This window comes from Rossellomorea sp. KS-H15a, from assembly GCF_024195245.1.
In the GTDB taxonomy this organism is placed as follows: Bacteria; Bacillota; Bacilli; order Bacillales; family Bacillaceae_B; genus Rossellomorea; species Rossellomorea vietnamensis.
Genome location: NZ_CP096886.1, coordinates 3,552,320 through 3,567,981, shown reverse-complemented (window position 1 = coordinate 3,567,981; position 15,662 = coordinate 3,552,320). Strand labels below are relative to the sequence as shown.

Here is a 15,662-nt window from a genome sequence, read left to right as displayed (position 1 = left end):
TTGACGAAAACCTATTAGGACAAGACGACAAAAGTCTTGTTCTTTTTTTTGGGGGATGTGATAGCATGGAAAAAAATAGATGAAGGAGGGTGGCGATGATGGGCGATCGTGGGAAAAACGACAAAAAGATTTCTATTAAAATCAATGGGGAAAAAACGAAGTTCGATGAAGATCTCCTTGTGTACGATTGGAAGTTGGGGGAATCGGAAACGGCTGCCGGGGAAGAGGCGAAGGATGACGGATTTGATTGGATCCTTCCCGATGAAGAAGCCGAGCCTCCACAGGAATATAAAAAGATCCACTATGTGTCTGGAAGTAAGAAGAAGAAAAAATCGTTTATTAACCCGTTTCAGGATTCGGTCAACTTGGTCATGTCTTTGATTGGGGCGATCGTTGTCGGGGCGGTCCTTGGTTTCGGGACCCTTAAGGTGATCACGACGACGGATGGCCCGGCTACACCGGCCGCAACGCTGCAGGAAAATACATCAGCAGGGAAAACAGGCGACCAGCAGGCGGTTTCTGCTGTCGAATTAAAGGATTTTTCTACCTCCATCCTACAGGGCGGTGTGTTTTCGACAGAGGAAGCGATGAAGGCCATGAAGGATAGTTTAGAGGCAAAAGGTCTTCCTGGTGCATCTGTGGAGAAAGACGGCCAGTTCTTTTTATTGCTCGGAGTTTCGGGTGACCTGGAAACGGCCAAAACCCTTGGCGGGAAACTGAAGGATCAAGGGGTGGACGTTTACGCAAAGGATTTTGTGATTGGATCCAAAGGGATCAATGCGTCAAAAGAAGAAAAAACGTTCCTTGAAAAAGGGAATGCCCTATTCAGCGCTATAGCCCAGGCCAGCAGCAGTGGAATGACCGGGGGGACTGCGGATGAGGCAACGATCAAAACGATTCAATCCGGAGTGAAGGAATTGGAAGGGCTCAAAGTCGGTCAGGATTCCATCGCCTCCATGAAGAAATCATTGATGGATGCAGGGAATCTGGCAGCGGCAATGAAATCCCCAGAAGATGCACAAAAAGCTCAAGAAGGACTATTATCTTATCTTCAGCTATATAGCGGGTTATAATTTCGACTGAATTAGACTATTTTCTAGGAAATAATGATCTGTGAGCTGTCTAAGTACATGGGATTCTTCCATTGTCGCGTACTGAGGCAGCTCTATTTTTACTTGTTTAGTCAGGGTGGATTTGGTAGTATATTCTTGTATCTCCCAATTTGCACTCTGAAAGGAATGGTATGGTGTGTCCAACCTCATACTTGCTTCACAATCCCCCCGACGAAAAGAACTTCTCGAACAAATCCAACTCTCTTTTTCCATTATGGCCTCCAGTGTGGATGAAACCTTTTCTCCTGATTTATTGCCTCATGAAGTCGTCATGTTTCTCGCAAGGAAAAAAGCCAGGGTAATATCGAACCGACACCCTTCTCACTATGTGATCGGCTCTGACACCGTTGTGACAAAAGACGGTAAGATCCTCGGGAAACCGGAATCGAAAGAGGAAGCGAAGGATATGATTCAGATGCTTTCCGGTTCTTCCCATGAGGTTTATACGGGTGTCGCGATCGTCCATGGAGAGGAGGAGAAACTCTTTTATGAAAAAACGGATGTTACGTTTTGGGAGTTGACCTCTAAAGAGATCGATGACTATATCGCAACAGAAGAGCCATTTGACAAAGCGGGTTCATATGGGATCCAGGGAATCGGTGCGAAATTCGTCAAGGAAATCAAGGGAGATTATTTCGCGGTTGTCGGTCTCCCGATCTCACGTGTGAATCGTGCGCTACTCGAAATGGGCTATCTTCCTTCAGAATGACTCCTTCACGTAAGAATAGGAGGAACCAATGGTAAAAACGATGCCCCATCAGGAAGAAAACCGTCTGATGATCAGGGATTTCCCTCAGGATGAGAGACCGAGGGAAAGAATGATCCAAAGCGGAGCAGCCAGTCTGTCCAATCAGGAACTGCTCGCCATTTTACTCCGGACCGGAACCAAATCCGAGTCCGTTCTTCAACTATCCAACCGTCTCTTAACTCAATTTGATGGATTGAATCTACTAAAGGATGCGTCCCTGGAAGAAATCACGAAAACGAAAGGGATCGGTCTTGCCAAGGCCGTACAGATCATGGCGGCAGTGGAATTCGGCAGGCGCATCAGCAATCTGGCATTCGATGACAGATATTCGATCCGTTCCCCAGAAGACGGGGCCAATTATGTCATGAATGATATGAGGTTTTTGGCCCAGGAACATTTTGTCTGCTTATACCTCAACACAAAGAATCAAGTACTCCACAAGCAAACCATCTTCATCGGAAGCCTCAATGCCTCCATCGTACATCCCAGGGAAGTCTTCAAAGAAGCTTTTCGCCGCTCCGCCGCCTCCATCATTTGCATCCACAACCATCCATCCGGGGATCCTACCCCGAGCAGGGAAGACATAGAAGTGACAAAAAGATTGGTGGAATGCGGTCGAATCATTGGTATTGATATACTCGATCACCTTATAATAGGGGAGAAGAAGTTTATCAGCTTAAAGGAAAAAGGGTATTTATGACACTATGATTTTTTTCCTGGTTACGATATAATAAAGCTTATGATTTTTACAAACAATATCGTGATTCAATATAACGCGGGCTTACTGAAATAAGAGAGTCATTCTACAAGGGAATGAGTCTTTTCGTTATGCATGAACGAAGCATTATTGTGACGAAAATTAAGAGGTAGAGAGTGATTGGACAACTCTCCTATGAAAACACATAAACCTTTATAAAAACCAGCCAATTTGTATCAGAAAGGGAGATACCATTCATGTTTGGAACGAAAGATTTAGGGATTGATTTAGGAACTGCTAACACATTGGTGTACGTGAAAGGCAAGGGGATTGTCGTTCGCGAACCTTCTGTTGTGGCGCTTCAAACAGATAATAAGCAGATCGTTGCAGTGGGGAATGACGCCAAGAACATGATCGGCCGTACACCGGGGAATGTCGTGGCCCTCCGTCCGATGAAAGATGGAGTCATCGCTGATTACGAAACGACCGCCACGATGATGAAGTACTACATAAAGCAGGCGACACGGAATAAGGGAGCTTTTTCACGAAAGCCTTATGTCATGGTATGTGTACCTTCAGGCATTACAGGGGTGGAAGAAAGAGCGGTCATCGATGCGACGAGACAAGCTGGGGCAAGGGACGCTTACACGATTGAAGAGCCTTTCGCAGCAGCGATCGGAGCGAATCTCCCGGTATGGGAACCGACAGGAAGCATGGTCGTGGATATCGGTGGAGGAACGACGGAAGTGGCGATCATCTCATTGGGTGGGATCGTGACAAGTCAATCGATCCGCGTTGCCGGGGATGAAATGGATGATGCGATCATCAACTATATCCGCAAAACGTACAACCTTATGATCGGGGACCGTACTTCTGAGACGATCAAGATGGAAGTTGGTTCTGCAGGGGATTCAGAAGGCATCGAAGCGATGGAAATCCGCGGGCGCGACCTTCTGACAGGACTGCCGAAAACGATTGAAGTAACGGCAGAGGAAATTGCATCCGCCCTTCGTGATACCGTCTACACGATTGTGGATGCCGTTAAGAGTACGCTTGAGAAGACGCCGCCGGAACTTGCAGCAGACATCATGGACAGAGGGATCGTGCTGACCGGCGGGGGAGCACTTCTTCGTAATCTTGATAAAGTGATCAGTGACGAAACGAAGATGCCGGTGCTCATTGCCGAGGAACCACTGGATTGCGTGGCAATCGGGACAGGGAAAGCCCTTGACCACATTCACTTATTTAAAACACGTGGAAAATAATAATTGATCGTAAGAGGGGACGTTTCCTTAAGGATGCAAGGGCAGCCTTAAGGCCGGCCCCATCTTTTTTCGAAGAACCATGAATATTTTGACGAATGATATCAAATATAAACGATTTTTGATATAGTATTTACTAGAATGAGAAAAGGTTGAGGTGTACATCATGCCACAATTCTTCCTGAATAAACGTTTGATCATTCTGCTCGTCAGTGTCATTGTCCTGGTGGGATTAATCGGATTTTCTTTGCGGGACCGGGATAGTATCAGCTGGCCGGAGCAGTTTGTGAAAGATATGGTAGGATTCGGACAATCGTTGGTTTCAAAACCAGTCAATTATGTAGCCGGAGTTGTTGATAACGTTCAAGATCTTCAAAATACATATACAGAAAACGAAAAACTGAAAACACGTTTGGATGAGCTGATCAAGCTTGAAACAAAAGTGAAAGACCTGAAGCAGGATAACGATGAATTACGGGCGGTCCTGGATAAGAAGGAGAATCTCCGTGCTTATAAAACGGTTCAGGCAACCGTCATTGCACGAAATCCGGATCAATGGCAGGAGCTCATCACCATCGATAAAGGGGAAGTGAACGGGATCCAATCGGATATGGCCGTCATCTCTTCAGCCGGATTGATCGGAAAGATTAAAAGTGTCAATGAATTTTCATCTACCGTCGAATTAATTTCGACAAATAATACAAAAAACCGCATTTCCACCGTCATCCAAAGTAAAGAACAGGATATTAACGGTTGGATTGAAGGATACGACAGCAAGAAAGAAGAAATTCTGGTGAAGCGGATTTCCAACGATATGAAGGTCGAAAAGGGATCCAAAGTGATGACCTCTGGCCTCGGTGGCGTGTTCCCTAAAGGATTGGTCATCGGTGAAGTGAAGGAAGTCAAACCGGATCAATATGGACTGACGCAAACGGCATATGTGAAGCCTGCTGCTGATTTCTATCATTTAGAGCATGTCATGGTCATCGATCGTGAAATCCAAGGTGTGACGGATGAGGACGCGGTTGAGGAGGAAGAGCAATGATCAGCAGGCTCCTCCTTCCTTTCATGACCTTGCTTTTCTTCTACAGTGAAAGCTTATTTGTCCATCTTTTCCCCAGTGAAGAGTGGTTCGATCAGAAAATGATCGTTCCCCATTTCCTGGTCATCGTTTTGTTCTTTATATGTGCGTTCTATCAATACCGGACCGCACTTCTTTATGGCTTCATCTTTGGCTTCTTATTTGATATTTATTACACTGAAATCAACGGGATTTACCTGGTGTTATTCCCTTTCGTCATTTTTCTGTCCCATCAGATGATGAAGGTGTTACATAATAACCTCTTTGTATTAGGGATCATAACCCTTGTGAATGTTTCTGTTTTAGAGTTTTTGGTATACGAGATCAACCATATTATCAATAGGACGGATTTGACGTTCATGCAGTTTGTGGACTGGCGTTTATGGCCGACTTTGGTCCTGAATGCCCTGTTTTATATCATTCTTGCATTTCCATTTAGAAACTACCTTCTGAATAAACGGAAAGAGTGGTTGGATGAATAAATTCCATTAGTAATTTTTTCATATAAAGAGGAAATGACACTGCTTATGTCGAATTTATAGACGACTGAGGTGAAAAATTACGACATGAATAAGAAGCCAAATGTGATGATCAAGGGAACCAAAGAAGGACTGACCCTTCATCTCAACGATCAATGCTCGTTTCAGGAATTAAAAAAAGAGCTGGACGATAAGCTGTCTGCCCAATACAGGGAAACAGAAGGAACCCCTCTCTTGACGGTCAATATCCAAACAGGCAATCGTTACCTGGAAGAAGATCAGGTGGAAGAGTTGAAGGATATTGTAAGACAAAAACGCAATCTAGTGGTAAACGAAGTATGGAGTAATGTCATAACCAAAAATGATGCTGAGAAACTCATAGATGAACGAAATATCGAAACCCTCACAGGAGTCATCCGTTCGGGACAGGTCGTGGAAGTGGCCGGCGATATCCTCGTAGTGGGAGATGTCAATCCCGGGGGGAAGGTCCTCGCCGGGGGGAATATTTACATATTAGGTTCATTAAAAGGGATTGCCCATGCCGGCTGCAATGGAAACGATGAGTCGGTCATCGTGGCTTCAAAAATGGTCCCATCCCAGCTTCGGATCGCGGATTCCCTGAATCGTGCACCTGACCGGGTGGAGGAAGAGGATGACCGCGAGATGGAATGTGCGTACGTGGATGAAAGTGGACAGATCGTTGTCGATCGATTGCAGGTTTTGAAGCATCTTAGACCAAATATTACTAGTTTTAAAGGAGGAAGCTAATGTGGGTGAAGCGATAGTTGTTACTTCAGGTAAAGGTGGAGTGGGAAAGACGACTACTTCTGCCAATGTTGGTACAGCATTAGCTCTACAAGGCAAAAAGGTTTGTCTGATTGATACGGATATCGGCCTCAGGAACCTGGACGTGGTGATGGGCCTTGAAAACCGGATCATCTATGATTTAGTGGACGTAGTGGAGGGCAGATGTAAAATCCATCAGGCCCTTGTGAAAGACAAGCGTTTCGAAGACAAACTATTCTTATTGCCGGCTGCTCAGACGAGTGATAAATCCGCTGTCAATCCTGAACAGATGAAAAAGCTGGTACTGGACTTAAAGCAAGACTATGATTATATCATTATTGACTGCCCTGCAGGAATTGAGCAGGGGTATAAGAACGCCGTTGCAGGAGCGGATCGCGCGATTGTCGTGACCACGCCCGAGATATCGGCTGTACGGGATGCGGACCGGATCATCGGCCTTCTGGAGAAGGAGAACATCGAACCTCCGAAATTGGTGATCAATCGTATCCGTAATCATATGATGAAGAACGGTGAGATGCTGGATGTGGATGAAATCACCTCCCATCTTTCCATCGATCTTCTTGGAATCGTCGCCGATGATGACAATGTGATCAGATCATCGAATAAAGGAGAGCCGATCGCTCTCGATTCGACAAGTAAAGCGTCGATCTCCTACCGGAATATTGCGAGGCGGATCCTGGGTGAATCCGTCCCGCTGCAATCCCTGGAAGAAGAGAGAACGGGCGTCTTTATGAAAATTAAAAGGTTATTTGGTGTAAAAGCCTAGTGATATCGCCGGTCCCGGCAGGTCGCATGATGCGTCCTGCCGGGACTTTTTGTGTTCTTCATGAATATTCCCACGGGACAAGTCATACATTGTAGCAAAACATGTGTAATGGAATCTTGGTGTGGATCTGACACCCGTTTGCCCATCAGCAGGAATGGACCAAGCCAATCACTGGTTATGAACAATACCTTATAAAAAGGAATGATGTACATGGGGAATCGAGCGGATGAAATACGGAAGCGGATAGCCAAACGAAAAAAGATGGGTGGAACAGGTTCTGGTACGAATCCATCGCACTTTCTGCCGTCGGATGAGGAGCGCTATGGAATGGAGCGTCAGACAAGCTTTGAAGGCGGTCCTCCACCGGAAGGGGTCCATCCTCTTTTTAAGAAAGAAACCTTCATGCTGAAAATACTCGGGGCGGGGATCATGGTATTGGTGACGGCCATCATGTTCAAAAGCCCTTCTCCGGCATTCACTGACGCAAGAACCGTTGTCATGAAGACGATGGATACGGAGTTCCAATTCGCCGCCATTTCCACCTGGTATGAAGATCAGTTCGGAAAACCACTTGCTTTATTGCCTGCAAGTAATTCGGGCAAAGAATCCGCATCAGAACAAAGCGCTGAATATGCAAGGCCTGCTTCCGGGAAGGTCGTAGAGAATTTTAAGACCAATGGGCAGGGAATCATGCTTCAGACGGTCCTTGGTGAGGATGTAACGGCCATGAAGGGAGGTTTGGTTCTATTTGCTGGGAAAAAGGAGGAGCTGGGGAATACGGTGGTCATTCAACATGCGGATAAATCAGAATCGTGGTACGGAAATTTGGAATCGATTGATGTGAAGCAGTATGAATCAATCAAGAAGGGCTCCCTTGTAGGGAAGGTTTCATCCAGCAGTCAAGACGAAGCAACGGGCGAGTTTTATTTCGCGATTAAAATGGGTGATGAATTCATCGACCCGATCCAGGTGATGTCATTTGACTAATATCCTTTCGCTATTGAAGAAATTTTACGTCCATCCCTTGCTGTGGCTTGTGATCGGGATTGCCATCATGACGGCCCACTTCTTTGAACTGATCCTGCTCCTCGTCATCATCACGATCCATGAACTTGGCCATGGGATCATGGCTCAATCCTTTTCTTGGAGGGTGAAAAGAATAGCCCTGTTACCCTTTGGGGGCGTCGCGGAGATGGATGAGCATGGGAACCGTTCCTTAATGGAGGAGTTTTGGGTGGTGGCAGCTGGTCCCTTACAGCACGTCTGGCTCATTGCGGTCGGCTTCGGTCTCTTGGAGTTTGGCGTGATCAGTCAGGACACCTTTTCGCTTTTCTTTCAATTGAATATGATGGTGTTGCTGTTTAACCTCCTGCCTATCTGGCCATTGGACGGGGGAAAGTTGGTTTCCCTGCTCCTTGCGACGAAGTTTAATTATTTGAGAGCGTATGAATACACGCTCCTCTTTTCATTTGGATTATTATTGTTGTTCCATCTGATTGTACTCATAACCGCTCCCCTGCATTTGAATCTGTGGATCGTCCTGTCCTTCCTGTACTTCTCCCTATGGGTCGACTGGAAGCAGAGGAGATATGCGTTTATGAAGTTTTTATTGGAGAGGTATTACGGAAAGAGTCATCAATTTGTGCAACTGAGGCCATTGCCGATTGAAAGTGAAGAATCCATCATAACGGTGGTGGAGAGGTTTCAGAGGGGGGTCAAGCATCCGCTCGTTGTATTCGACAAGGGTGTCGAAGTGGGGAAGCTTGATGAGAACGAGCTGCTCCATGCCTTCTTTGCGGAAAAGATGACCTCAGCCAAAACGAAGGATCTTCTCTACCTTTATTGACGAATGGATACGAACTGTATAAAGTAAGGGCATACTGGTAAAAGGGTTGAAACCAACCCTTTTTTCTTATGAGTTTTTCTGTGGAAAAGAGGTTTAGGTATGGAAGAAATGATTGTACACAGTAAGGGCAGGGAAAAACGGTGGGTACACCGTTCACATAATGAAATTATCGGTCTATATACATATCCCCCTGGAGAAGAAAGCTTAACGGGCAATATTTACCTGGGGCGGGTCATCAAGGTCCAAAAGGGACTCGGGGCGGCGTTCGTCGATTTTGGTCAGGGAAAGAATGGGTATCTCCATGAAAAGGACTTTCCGCAAAATGTGAAAGCGTATCATGAGGGGAGCGATCCAACCCCGATCGGGAATCTTGTCCATGAAGGAGAAAAAGTCATGGTTCAGGTCTTAAAGGATGAAATGGGGACGAAGGGTGCCAGATTGACCGCTGTCATCGAGCTGAAGGGTGAACATCTGGTGTACATGCCAAAGGGGTACTATGTGGCGGTTTCCAAAAAAGTGGATGATGAAAATCGCAAGGTGTTGAGGCGGTTAGCTCATGAGTGGAAACAAGGGGGAGAAGGCATTGTGATGCGCACCAACGCCTCCGGGGTGAAAGAGGTAGTATTACAAGAAGAGGTCATCTCCTTGCGGACGCGCTATGAAGGTCTTGAGAGGGTGTCCTTGAGGGCGAAGTGTCCGTCCCTCCTATCCCGACAGGATACCTTCTATGAGGATCTCCATGAGTACCTGAAAAAAGGTGGGGGCGGGAAGATCGTATTTGATGAGTATGACAGCCTTCTTCAAGTGGAGGAAATGAGCGGTGAGGGAATCAGGGAGAAGTGGAAGTTCGAGCTTTATCAGGGCAGCGAAAATATTTTTAAACATTATGACGTTTCCTCTGCATGGGAAAGCGCACTGAAAAAAATAGTGTGGCTGCCGAACGGGGCCACGCTTATCATTGAAGCAACGGAAGCGATGACGGTGGTGGATGTCAATTCCGGAAAATTCACCGGGAAAGACAACCTGGAGCAGACAATACTGGAGACGAATAAACTCGCGGCGGCAGAAATGGCGAAGCAGCTTACCATCCGGAACTTAAGCGGGATGATCCTGATCGATTTCATCGATATGAAAAAGGACAGCCACCGCCAGGAAGTGATGGACGCTCTTTCAGAAGCCCTCCTTTCAGACCGGCAGCGCACAACGATCGTAGGGTTCACCAAACTCGGGATCCTGGAATTGACGAGGAAGAGGACCCGGCAGCCCCTTGCAGCGTCCTTGACCCGGCCGTGCTCGGTATGTCATGGTACAGGGAGGGAAATGAGTCCGGAGACGATGGCATTCAAGCTCGAACGGGAGCTGTGGGAATGTGTAGGGATGGACGGCTCACGAATTGAAGTGGAAGCGACCCGTGATGTGGCGGATAGTTTTGCTGGAAAACAGGGCATCCATATCGAGAGACTCCAGAAAGTATTGAATAAAAAGATCGTGATTCAGGAAATCACTCACACCCATCCTTATTTCAGGATAACAAAGATCTTATGAATTTCTTGAATGTTATTGACAGTCCATCGATTTTTGTGATAGGATTCTAATGTTATTGATTGTAGCACCCGTGCTACAACCGCTCATTACAGGTACAAAAGCTTGGAGCATTCCAACACCTGTCATTGGCGAGTCTGAGTTTATAAGGAGGTGCGATTATGTACGCAATTATCGAAACAGGTGGTAAGCAAATCCGTGTAGAAGCTGGTCAAGCAATCTACATCGAAAAGCTAAACGCTGAACAAGGCGATACGGTAACTTTTGACAAAGTTCTATTCGTTGGTGGTGACGATGTGAAAGTAGGAAGTCCTTTAGTGGATGGAGCTACTGTAACAGCGAAAGTTGAAAAACAAGGCCGCGCGAAAAAGCTTGTAGTATTCAAATACAAAGCGAAAAAGAACTACCGTCGTAAGCAAGGTCACCGTCAACCTTACACTAAAGTTGTCATTGACGAAATCAACGCGTAAGGCGTGAGATCATGATTAACGTTTACGTAGAGCGTTCCTCCGGGAAAAGAATCCGTTCTTTCTCCATGGATGGACATGCTGATTTTGCCGAAAATGGGCAAGACATTGTCTGTGCAGGTGCTTCTGCTGTTTCATTCGGCAGCATTAATGCCATTATGGCGTTAACCGGTGTAGAACCGTCCATCGAGCAATCCTCTGATGGTGGATTCCTTCGCTGCATCATCCCTGATGATCTTCCGGAAGAAACGGAGAGCAAGGTTCAGCTGCTGCTTGACGGCATGTTGATCAGCCTCCAGACGATTGAAAGAGACTATAGTGATTTTATTAAAATAACCTTCAAAAAGTAGGAGGTGGAACAGATGTTAAGATTAGACCTTCAGTTTTTTGCGTCCAAAAAAGGAGTAGGTTCGACTAAGAATGGTCGTGACTCTATCTCAAAGCGCCTTGGTGCTAAGCGTGCAGACGGTCAAATGGTTTCTGGTGGATCAATTCTTTACCGTCAACGCGGTACGAAAATTTATCCAGGCCTAAACGTCGGCCGTGGCGGCGACGATACACTTTTCGCTAAAACCGACGGTGTTGTTCGTTTCGAACGCATGGGTCGTGACAAGAAAAAAGTGAGCGTATACCCAGTTGCGAATGAAGCTTAATCGCATATCTTTAACGAAAACTCTAACCGACTTTCGGTTAGAGTTTTATTTTTATCAAGGGTATGACGATTCTTATCCGATTTCCGTTCACAATACACCAATTTCACAGAAACAATATACGCACGACGCCCATCTTTGATATACTTACAGGTAGCACTTAAGTATAGGAGTTAGATTATGAGCGAAAATTGGGGTGTAGTCGAGGCGTTGAGGCATGCCCGCCACGACTGGATGAATGATTTGCAATTAATTAAAGGGAATCTGGACCTTGGCCGTGTGGAGCGGGCGAAACAGGTCATCGAGGAAATGGTTCTCGTTGCGCAAAATGAATCAAAGCTTTCGAATGTGAAGCTGCCATTATTGGCAGAATGGATATTAACCTATAATTGGTCAAGACATTTGATTAAGCTGGATTTTGAAGTCCTTCGACTCGAGCCTCACCGGCTTGAAGACAAAAGACTTTACAATTGGTGCAAGGAGTTTCTGGAATTCCTTGAATCAAATGTAATGAACAATGTAGAAAATCAATTATCCATTATACTTGACATTACTAAAGAACAATCCCGTTTTATATTTGATTTCACAGGTATACTAAAGAGTACAAGCTTAGTGGAAGACTGGATCAAAAATCAACTATCAAATGGAGAAAATATAGAATTAGAACAACTTCAAGAAGAGGTTCTTGTCGTTCATGTTATCGCTGAATGATTGAAGCGATTGCAGTGATAAGTTAGGAGTGAAAGTATGTTTATAGATCAGGTCAAGGTTTATACAAAGGGCGGTGACGGCGGTAACGGTATGGTTGCCTTCCGTCGCGAGAAATATGTACCAAAAGGTGGTCCCGCAGGGGGAGATGGCGGTCACGGAGCAGACGTCATTTTCGAAGTGGACGAAGGCTTAAGGACGTTGATGGATTTCCGTTATCAACGTCATTTCAAGGCACCTCGCGGAGAGCACGGGATGAGTAAGAATCAGCATGGCCGCAATGCAGAGGATATGGTGGTCAAGGTGCCACCTGGGACTGTTGTGAAGGATGATGACACAGGTGAAACGATCGCCGACCTTGTACAGCATGGTCAACGTGCGGTGATCACGAAAGGTGGACGCGGCGGAAGAGGGAATTCCCGATTTGCAACGCCTGCGAATCCTGCACCGGAGCTGTCTGAGAAGGGTGAGCCGGGTCAAGAACGTTATATCGTGATGGAATTGAAGCTTCTTGCTGATGTGGGATTGGTCGGATTCCCTAGCGTAGGGAAATCAACACTGCTTTCCGTTGTTTCAGCAGCGAAGCCTAAGATCGCCTCCTACCATTTCACGACAATCGTACCGAATCTTGGGATGGTGGAAACGGGAGATGGAAGAAGCTTCGTCTTGGCCGATCTTCCAGGATTGATCGAAGGTGCCCACGAAGGTGTGGGGCTAGGACATCAATTCCTTCGCCACATTGAACGTACCCGTGTCATCGTGCACGTCATCGATATGAGCGGAATGGAAGGAAGAGATCCATACGAGGATTACCTGACGATCAATGAAGAGCTTAAGCAATACAATCTTCGTTTGACAGAGCGTCCTCAAGTCATCGTTGCGAATAAGATGGACATGCCGGATTCAGAAGAGAATCTGAAGGTCTTCAAAGAGAAACTTCAGGAGGATTATCCTGTGTTCCCAATCTCCGCGGTCACAAGACAGGGTCTCGCCGAACTGTTGTATGCCGTTGCGGATAAGGTGGAAACAACAGAAGAATTCCCGATCCATGAAGAAGAAGAAACGGGTATTCACCGCGTTCTTTATAAGCATGAAGAGGAAGAAAAAGAATTCGAAATCACCCGTGACCCTGATGGCACATTCGTCGTCAGCGGTGCGAAGATCGAGAGATTGTTCAAGATGACGGATTTCTCACGGGAAGATTCGGCAAGACGTTTCGCCAGACAGCTTCGTTCGTATGGTGTGGATGATGCCCTTCGTGAACGTGGTGCCAAAAATGGCGATACGATCCGCTTAATTAAATATGAGTTCGAATTTGTAGATTAAGTTTCATCCTTTATCTATTCAGACGAATTGACAGGTGGTGGCTGAAATCTGCCGTCACCTGTTTTACAATAGAGAGCGAAAGCGGTTTTATTCGAACCTCTACAGCTCGACAATTGGAGGAATAGTCATTGGGGAAAAAATTTCAAGAAGGCAAGTTTTATTTGGTGCGTGAAGACGTGCTGCCGGAAGCGATGAAGAAAACCCTGGATGCAAAAGAATTGATTGAAAGAGGCAAGGCGGATTCCGTATGGGAAGCGGTCCACCGGGTCGATTTGAGCCGGAGTGCCTTTTACAAATACCGGGATACGGTCTTTCCTTTCCACACCATCGTGAAGGAAAGGATCATCACCCTGTTCTTTCATTTGGAGGACCGGTCAGGGACACTGTCTCATCTATTAAGTGAAACAGCCAAGCATGGTTGCAATATATTAACGATTCATCAGACGATCCCGCTGCAGGGAAGGGCGAATGTCACCCTCTCCTTGAATGTGACGGACCTCACGATCGGATTGGAAGACTTGCTCTCAAAGCTCCGTCGTTTGGAATTTGTCGAGAAAGTAGAAGTGTTGGGTTCCGGAGCCTGACGCTTCTTTTTTTATGGGAAAACCTTTCCCTTTGATCCCATACGTGTTAGAATGTTCAATAAATTTCAATAGTGTGAGAGGAAGATCAGAGTGAAAATTGCATATTTAGGACCACAGGCTTCCTTTACAGATTTAGCCGTCAAGAAGGCTTTTCCCGAAGAAGAAACGGTTTCGTATGTGACGATACCCGATTGCATCGAGGCAGTGATCGAGAGTGAAGTGGATTACGCCGTGGTGCCTTTGGAGAATGCCCTGGAAGGCTCGGTACATATTACGGTGGATTATTTGTTTCATGAAGCGAACTTAGCGATTGTCGCTGAATTGACGTCCGCCATTCAGCAGCACTTAATGATTCATCCCGCGTGGAGTGACAGCGAAGACCGGATCGGGAAAGTCCTTTCCCATTCCCACGCATTGGCACAGTGTCATAAATTTTTACATAAGCAGTTTCGCGGGGTGCCATTGGAGCAGACGACGAGTACGGCTGCCGCTGCTAAATTCGTAAGTGAGAATCCTGATTCATTCCTTGGGGCGATCGGCAACGAGCTGGCAGCAGAAAAATACGGATTGAACATCCTGCATGAAAACATTCATGATTTTGCCTATAATCATACGAGGTTCATCGTCTTACATAAGACACCGGATCCACTGACCCTGCCTCAGGAAAAGAGCATGGAGAAGACAACCTTGATGGTGACTCTTCCGAAAGACAGATCGGGTGCGCTTCATCAGGTATTGTCCACGTTTGCCTGGAGACAGCTGAATTTAAGTAAAATTGAATCAAGACCCTTGAAAACGGGGCTCGGTGATTATTTCTTCTTGATTGATGTGGCCCATGAAATGGATGATGTCCTCCTTCCCGGAGCCATCAGTGAAATGGAAGCCCTCGGATGCACGGTAAAAATGATTGGGACATATTCTTCTTATTTACTGGATAACTAAAGAAAAAAGGCAGATTCCTTGTGGATTCTGCCTTTTTTTTCGCGGTTTTCATAATAGGATATGCCGCTCTCAGTCCTATAAATCCCCCTGAATCAAGAAGCCTGCTTCGCGAAGCGCATCTTCTGCTTTATCCAATGTTTGTTCCGTTTGGGCCATCAGTGTATGTAAATGGACACCGTCGGTCAATTCTGATAGGAAGGATGCCCCGGTTTCTTCGATCTTCTTCATGAATTGCTCGACTTCCTTACGGTTTGACACCATGATGGACGCGGTCAGATCACCATACACACCGTGTTCGATCCTGACATCCTTGACTGTGACCCCGTGATCGACAAGTAAAAAGAGTTCTTCTTCCGACCGGTGAGGGTGATGCCTGCAAGCGACCGTGCGTTCAACCATCGTATCCTGATTCGAGGCAGGCATGAACAAGTAGCCTTGACTCGTCGCGATGATGGGTTCGCCTTTGGCTTTAAGTAAGGTGATGTCACTGACGATCACCTGCCGGCTGACATTAGTCTGCTTCGCGAGCTCTCCCCCTGTAATCGGGGCTTGCTTCGTCATTAGCTTATCGAGGATCCACTGTCTTCTTTCTTCTCCCAGGATTTTTTTTCCTGCCAACATTATCTCCTCCGTCCCCAATCGATA

At 46.3% G+C, this 15,662-nt stretch carries 19 protein-coding genes and 1 other annotated feature; of the genes, 18 read left to right on the top strand and 1 reads right to left on the bottom strand.

Translation table 11 applies throughout. The features are described from left to right. Window positions 1-95 precede the first annotated feature (95 nt). The 18 genes from M1J35_RS18300 to pheA all read left to right on the top strand — a co-directional run bounded on the left by M1J35_RS18300 (window position 96) and on the right by pheA (window position 15,017). Window positions 96-1,073, top strand: a complete 978-nt coding sequence (locus M1J35_RS18300; RefSeq protein ID WP_254651882.1) for a hypothetical protein — start codon at window positions 96-98, stop codon at window positions 1,071-1,073. 175 nt (window positions 1,074-1,248) lie between these two features. Then, on the top strand, window positions 1,249-1,821 hold the full coding sequence (locus tag M1J35_RS18295; RefSeq protein WP_224519426.1) for a Maf family protein: 573 nt from the start codon (window positions 1,249-1,251) through the stop codon (window positions 1,819-1,821). 28 nt (window positions 1,822-1,849) lie between these two features. Further along, window positions 1,850-2,560: a RadC family protein gene (gene radC, locus M1J35_RS18290; protein WP_269146685.1), complete on the top strand. Its 711-nt coding sequence runs from the start codon at window positions 1,850-1,852 to the stop codon at window positions 2,558-2,560. A 254-nt stretch (window positions 2,561-2,814) separates the two neighbouring features. Further along, entirely contained in the window at window positions 2,815-3,822 is a 1,008-nt protein-coding gene (locus M1J35_RS18285) for a rod shape-determining protein (protein WP_079532454.1), read from the top strand. Window positions 3,823-3,985: 163 nt separating this feature from the next. Continuing rightward, window positions 3,986-4,864 (top strand): rod shape-determining protein MreC, encoded by an 879-nt coding sequence (gene mreC, locus M1J35_RS18280; protein WP_254651881.1) that lies wholly within the window; start codon window positions 3,986-3,988, stop codon window positions 4,862-4,864. After that, window positions 4,861-5,382: a rod shape-determining protein MreD gene (mreD, locus tag M1J35_RS18275; protein ID WP_224519428.1), complete on the top strand. Its 522-nt coding sequence runs from the start codon at window positions 4,861-4,863 to the stop codon at window positions 5,380-5,382. Before mreC ends, mreD begins: the two co-directional genes overlap by 4 nt. Before the next feature lie 84 nt (window positions 5,383-5,466). Next, window positions 5,467-6,147, top strand: coding sequence for a septum site-determining protein MinC (gene minC / locus M1J35_RS18270; protein ID WP_254651880.1), 681 nt, complete (start codon window positions 5,467-5,469; stop codon window positions 6,145-6,147). A gap of 1 nt (window position 6,148) precedes the next feature. Further along, window positions 6,149-6,952: a septum site-determining protein MinD gene (gene minD / locus M1J35_RS18265; protein ID WP_079532449.1), complete on the top strand. Its 804-nt coding sequence runs from the start codon at window positions 6,149-6,151 to the stop codon at window positions 6,950-6,952. A 210-nt stretch (window positions 6,953-7,162) separates the two neighbouring features. After that, on the top strand, window positions 7,163-7,939 hold the full coding sequence (locus M1J35_RS18260; protein WP_254651879.1) for a M23 family metallopeptidase: 777 nt from the start codon (window positions 7,163-7,165) through the stop codon (window positions 7,937-7,939). After that, window positions 7,932-8,798, top strand: coding sequence for a site-2 protease family protein (locus M1J35_RS18255; RefSeq protein WP_254651878.1), 867 nt, complete (start codon window positions 7,932-7,934; stop codon window positions 8,796-8,798). Before M1J35_RS18260 ends, M1J35_RS18255 begins: the two co-directional genes overlap by 8 nt. A 99-nt stretch (window positions 8,799-8,897) precedes the next feature. Next, the gene (locus M1J35_RS18250) at window positions 8,898-10,343 is read left to right on the top strand and encodes an Rne/Rng family ribonuclease (RefSeq protein WP_254651877.1); all 1,446 of its coding nucleotides are present in this window, start codon (window positions 8,898-8,900) and stop codon (window positions 10,341-10,343) included. Window positions 10,344-10,410: 67 nt separating this feature from the next. After that, window positions 10,411-10,489: a sequence feature (ribosomal protein L21 leader region), on the top strand. Window positions 10,490-10,501: 12 nt separating this feature from the next. Beyond that, complete coding sequence (rplU, locus tag M1J35_RS18245; RefSeq protein WP_034757222.1) at window positions 10,502-10,810, top strand: 50S ribosomal protein L21; 309 nt, start codon at window positions 10,502-10,504, stop codon at window positions 10,808-10,810. 11 nt (window positions 10,811-10,821) lie between these two features. Beyond that, the gene (locus tag M1J35_RS18240) at window positions 10,822-11,157 is read left to right on the top strand and encodes a ribosomal-processing cysteine protease Prp (protein WP_079532444.1); all 336 of its coding nucleotides are present in this window, start codon (window positions 10,822-10,824) and stop codon (window positions 11,155-11,157) included. A gap of 12 nt (window positions 11,158-11,169) precedes the next feature. After that, the gene (gene rpmA, locus M1J35_RS18235) at window positions 11,170-11,460 is read left to right on the top strand and encodes a 50S ribosomal protein L27 (RefSeq protein ID WP_034757227.1); all 291 of its coding nucleotides are present in this window, start codon (window positions 11,170-11,172) and stop codon (window positions 11,458-11,460) included. 177 nt (window positions 11,461-11,637) lie between these two features. Further along, window positions 11,638-12,168 (top strand): Spo0B C-terminal domain-containing protein, encoded by a 531-nt coding sequence (locus M1J35_RS18230; RefSeq protein ID WP_034757231.1) that lies wholly within the window; start codon window positions 11,638-11,640, stop codon window positions 12,166-12,168. Window positions 12,169-12,204: 36 nt separating this feature from the next. Beyond that, a complete protein-coding gene (gene obgE / locus M1J35_RS18225; protein WP_254651876.1) occupies window positions 12,205-13,491 on the top strand; it encodes a GTPase ObgE in 1,287 nt (428 codons plus the stop codon). A 191-nt stretch (window positions 13,492-13,682) separates the two neighbouring features. Continuing rightward, complete coding sequence (locus tag M1J35_RS18220) at window positions 13,683-14,075, top strand: ACT domain-containing protein (RefSeq protein ID WP_229594185.1); 393 nt, start codon at window positions 13,683-13,685, stop codon at window positions 14,073-14,075. 90 nt (window positions 14,076-14,165) lie between these two features. Further along, window positions 14,166-15,017 (top strand): prephenate dehydratase, encoded by an 852-nt coding sequence (gene pheA, locus M1J35_RS18215; protein WP_224519434.1) that lies wholly within the window; start codon window positions 14,166-14,168, stop codon window positions 15,015-15,017. 75 nt (window positions 15,018-15,092) lie between these two features. Here pheA and M1J35_RS18210 read toward each other — a convergent pair whose 3' ends face one another. Continuing rightward, window positions 15,093-15,638: a transcription repressor NadR gene (locus tag M1J35_RS18210; protein WP_254651875.1), complete on the bottom strand. Its 546-nt coding sequence runs from the start codon at window positions 15,636-15,638 to the stop codon at window positions 15,093-15,095. Window positions 15,639-15,662 lie beyond the last annotated feature (24 nt).

Excerpts from the sequence above, each read along its gene's own strand:
- M1J35_RS18300 (WP_254651882.1), top strand. The coding sequence starts at position 96 with ATGATGGGCGATCGTGGGAAAAACGACAAAAAGATTTCTATTAAAATC.
- radC (WP_269146685.1), top strand. The coding sequence starts at position 1,850 with ATGGTAAAAACGATGCCCCATCAGGAAGAAAACCGTCTGATGATCAGG.
- M1J35_RS18285 (WP_079532454.1), top strand. The coding sequence starts at position 2,815 with ATGTTTGGAACGAAAGATTTAGGGATTGATTTAGGAACTGCTAACACA.
- mreC (WP_254651881.1), top strand. The coding sequence starts at position 3,986 with ATGCCACAATTCTTCCTGAATAAACGTTTGATCATTCTGCTCGTCAGT.
- mreD (WP_224519428.1), top strand. The coding sequence starts at position 4,861 with ATGATCAGCAGGCTCCTCCTTCCTTTCATGACCTTGCTTTTCTTCTAC.
- minC (WP_254651880.1), top strand. The coding sequence starts at position 5,467 with ATGAATAAGAAGCCAAATGTGATGATCAAGGGAACCAAAGAAGGACTG.
- M1J35_RS18260 (WP_254651879.1), top strand. The coding sequence starts at position 7,163 with ATGGGGAATCGAGCGGATGAAATACGGAAGCGGATAGCCAAACGAAAA.
- M1J35_RS18250 (WP_254651877.1), top strand. The coding sequence starts at position 8,898 with ATGGAAGAAATGATTGTACACAGTAAGGGCAGGGAAAAACGGTGGGTA.
- rplU (WP_034757222.1), top strand. The coding sequence starts at position 10,502 with ATGTACGCAATTATCGAAACAGGTGGTAAGCAAATCCGTGTAGAAGCT.
- M1J35_RS18240 (WP_079532444.1), top strand. The coding sequence starts at position 10,822 with ATGATTAACGTTTACGTAGAGCGTTCCTCCGGGAAAAGAATCCGTTCT.
- rpmA (WP_034757227.1), top strand. The coding sequence starts at position 11,170 with ATGTTAAGATTAGACCTTCAGTTTTTTGCGTCCAAAAAAGGAGTAGGT.
- M1J35_RS18230 (WP_034757231.1), top strand. The coding sequence starts at position 11,638 with ATGAGCGAAAATTGGGGTGTAGTCGAGGCGTTGAGGCATGCCCGCCAC.
- obgE (WP_254651876.1), top strand. The coding sequence starts at position 12,205 with ATGTTTATAGATCAGGTCAAGGTTTATACAAAGGGCGGTGACGGCGGT.
- M1J35_RS18220 (WP_229594185.1), top strand. The coding sequence starts at position 13,683 with ATGAAGAAAACCCTGGATGCAAAAGAATTGATTGAAAGAGGCAAGGCG.
- M1J35_RS18210 (WP_254651875.1), bottom strand. The coding sequence starts at position 15,638 with ATGTTGGCAGGAAAAAAAATCCTGGGAGAAGAAAGAAGACAGTGGATC.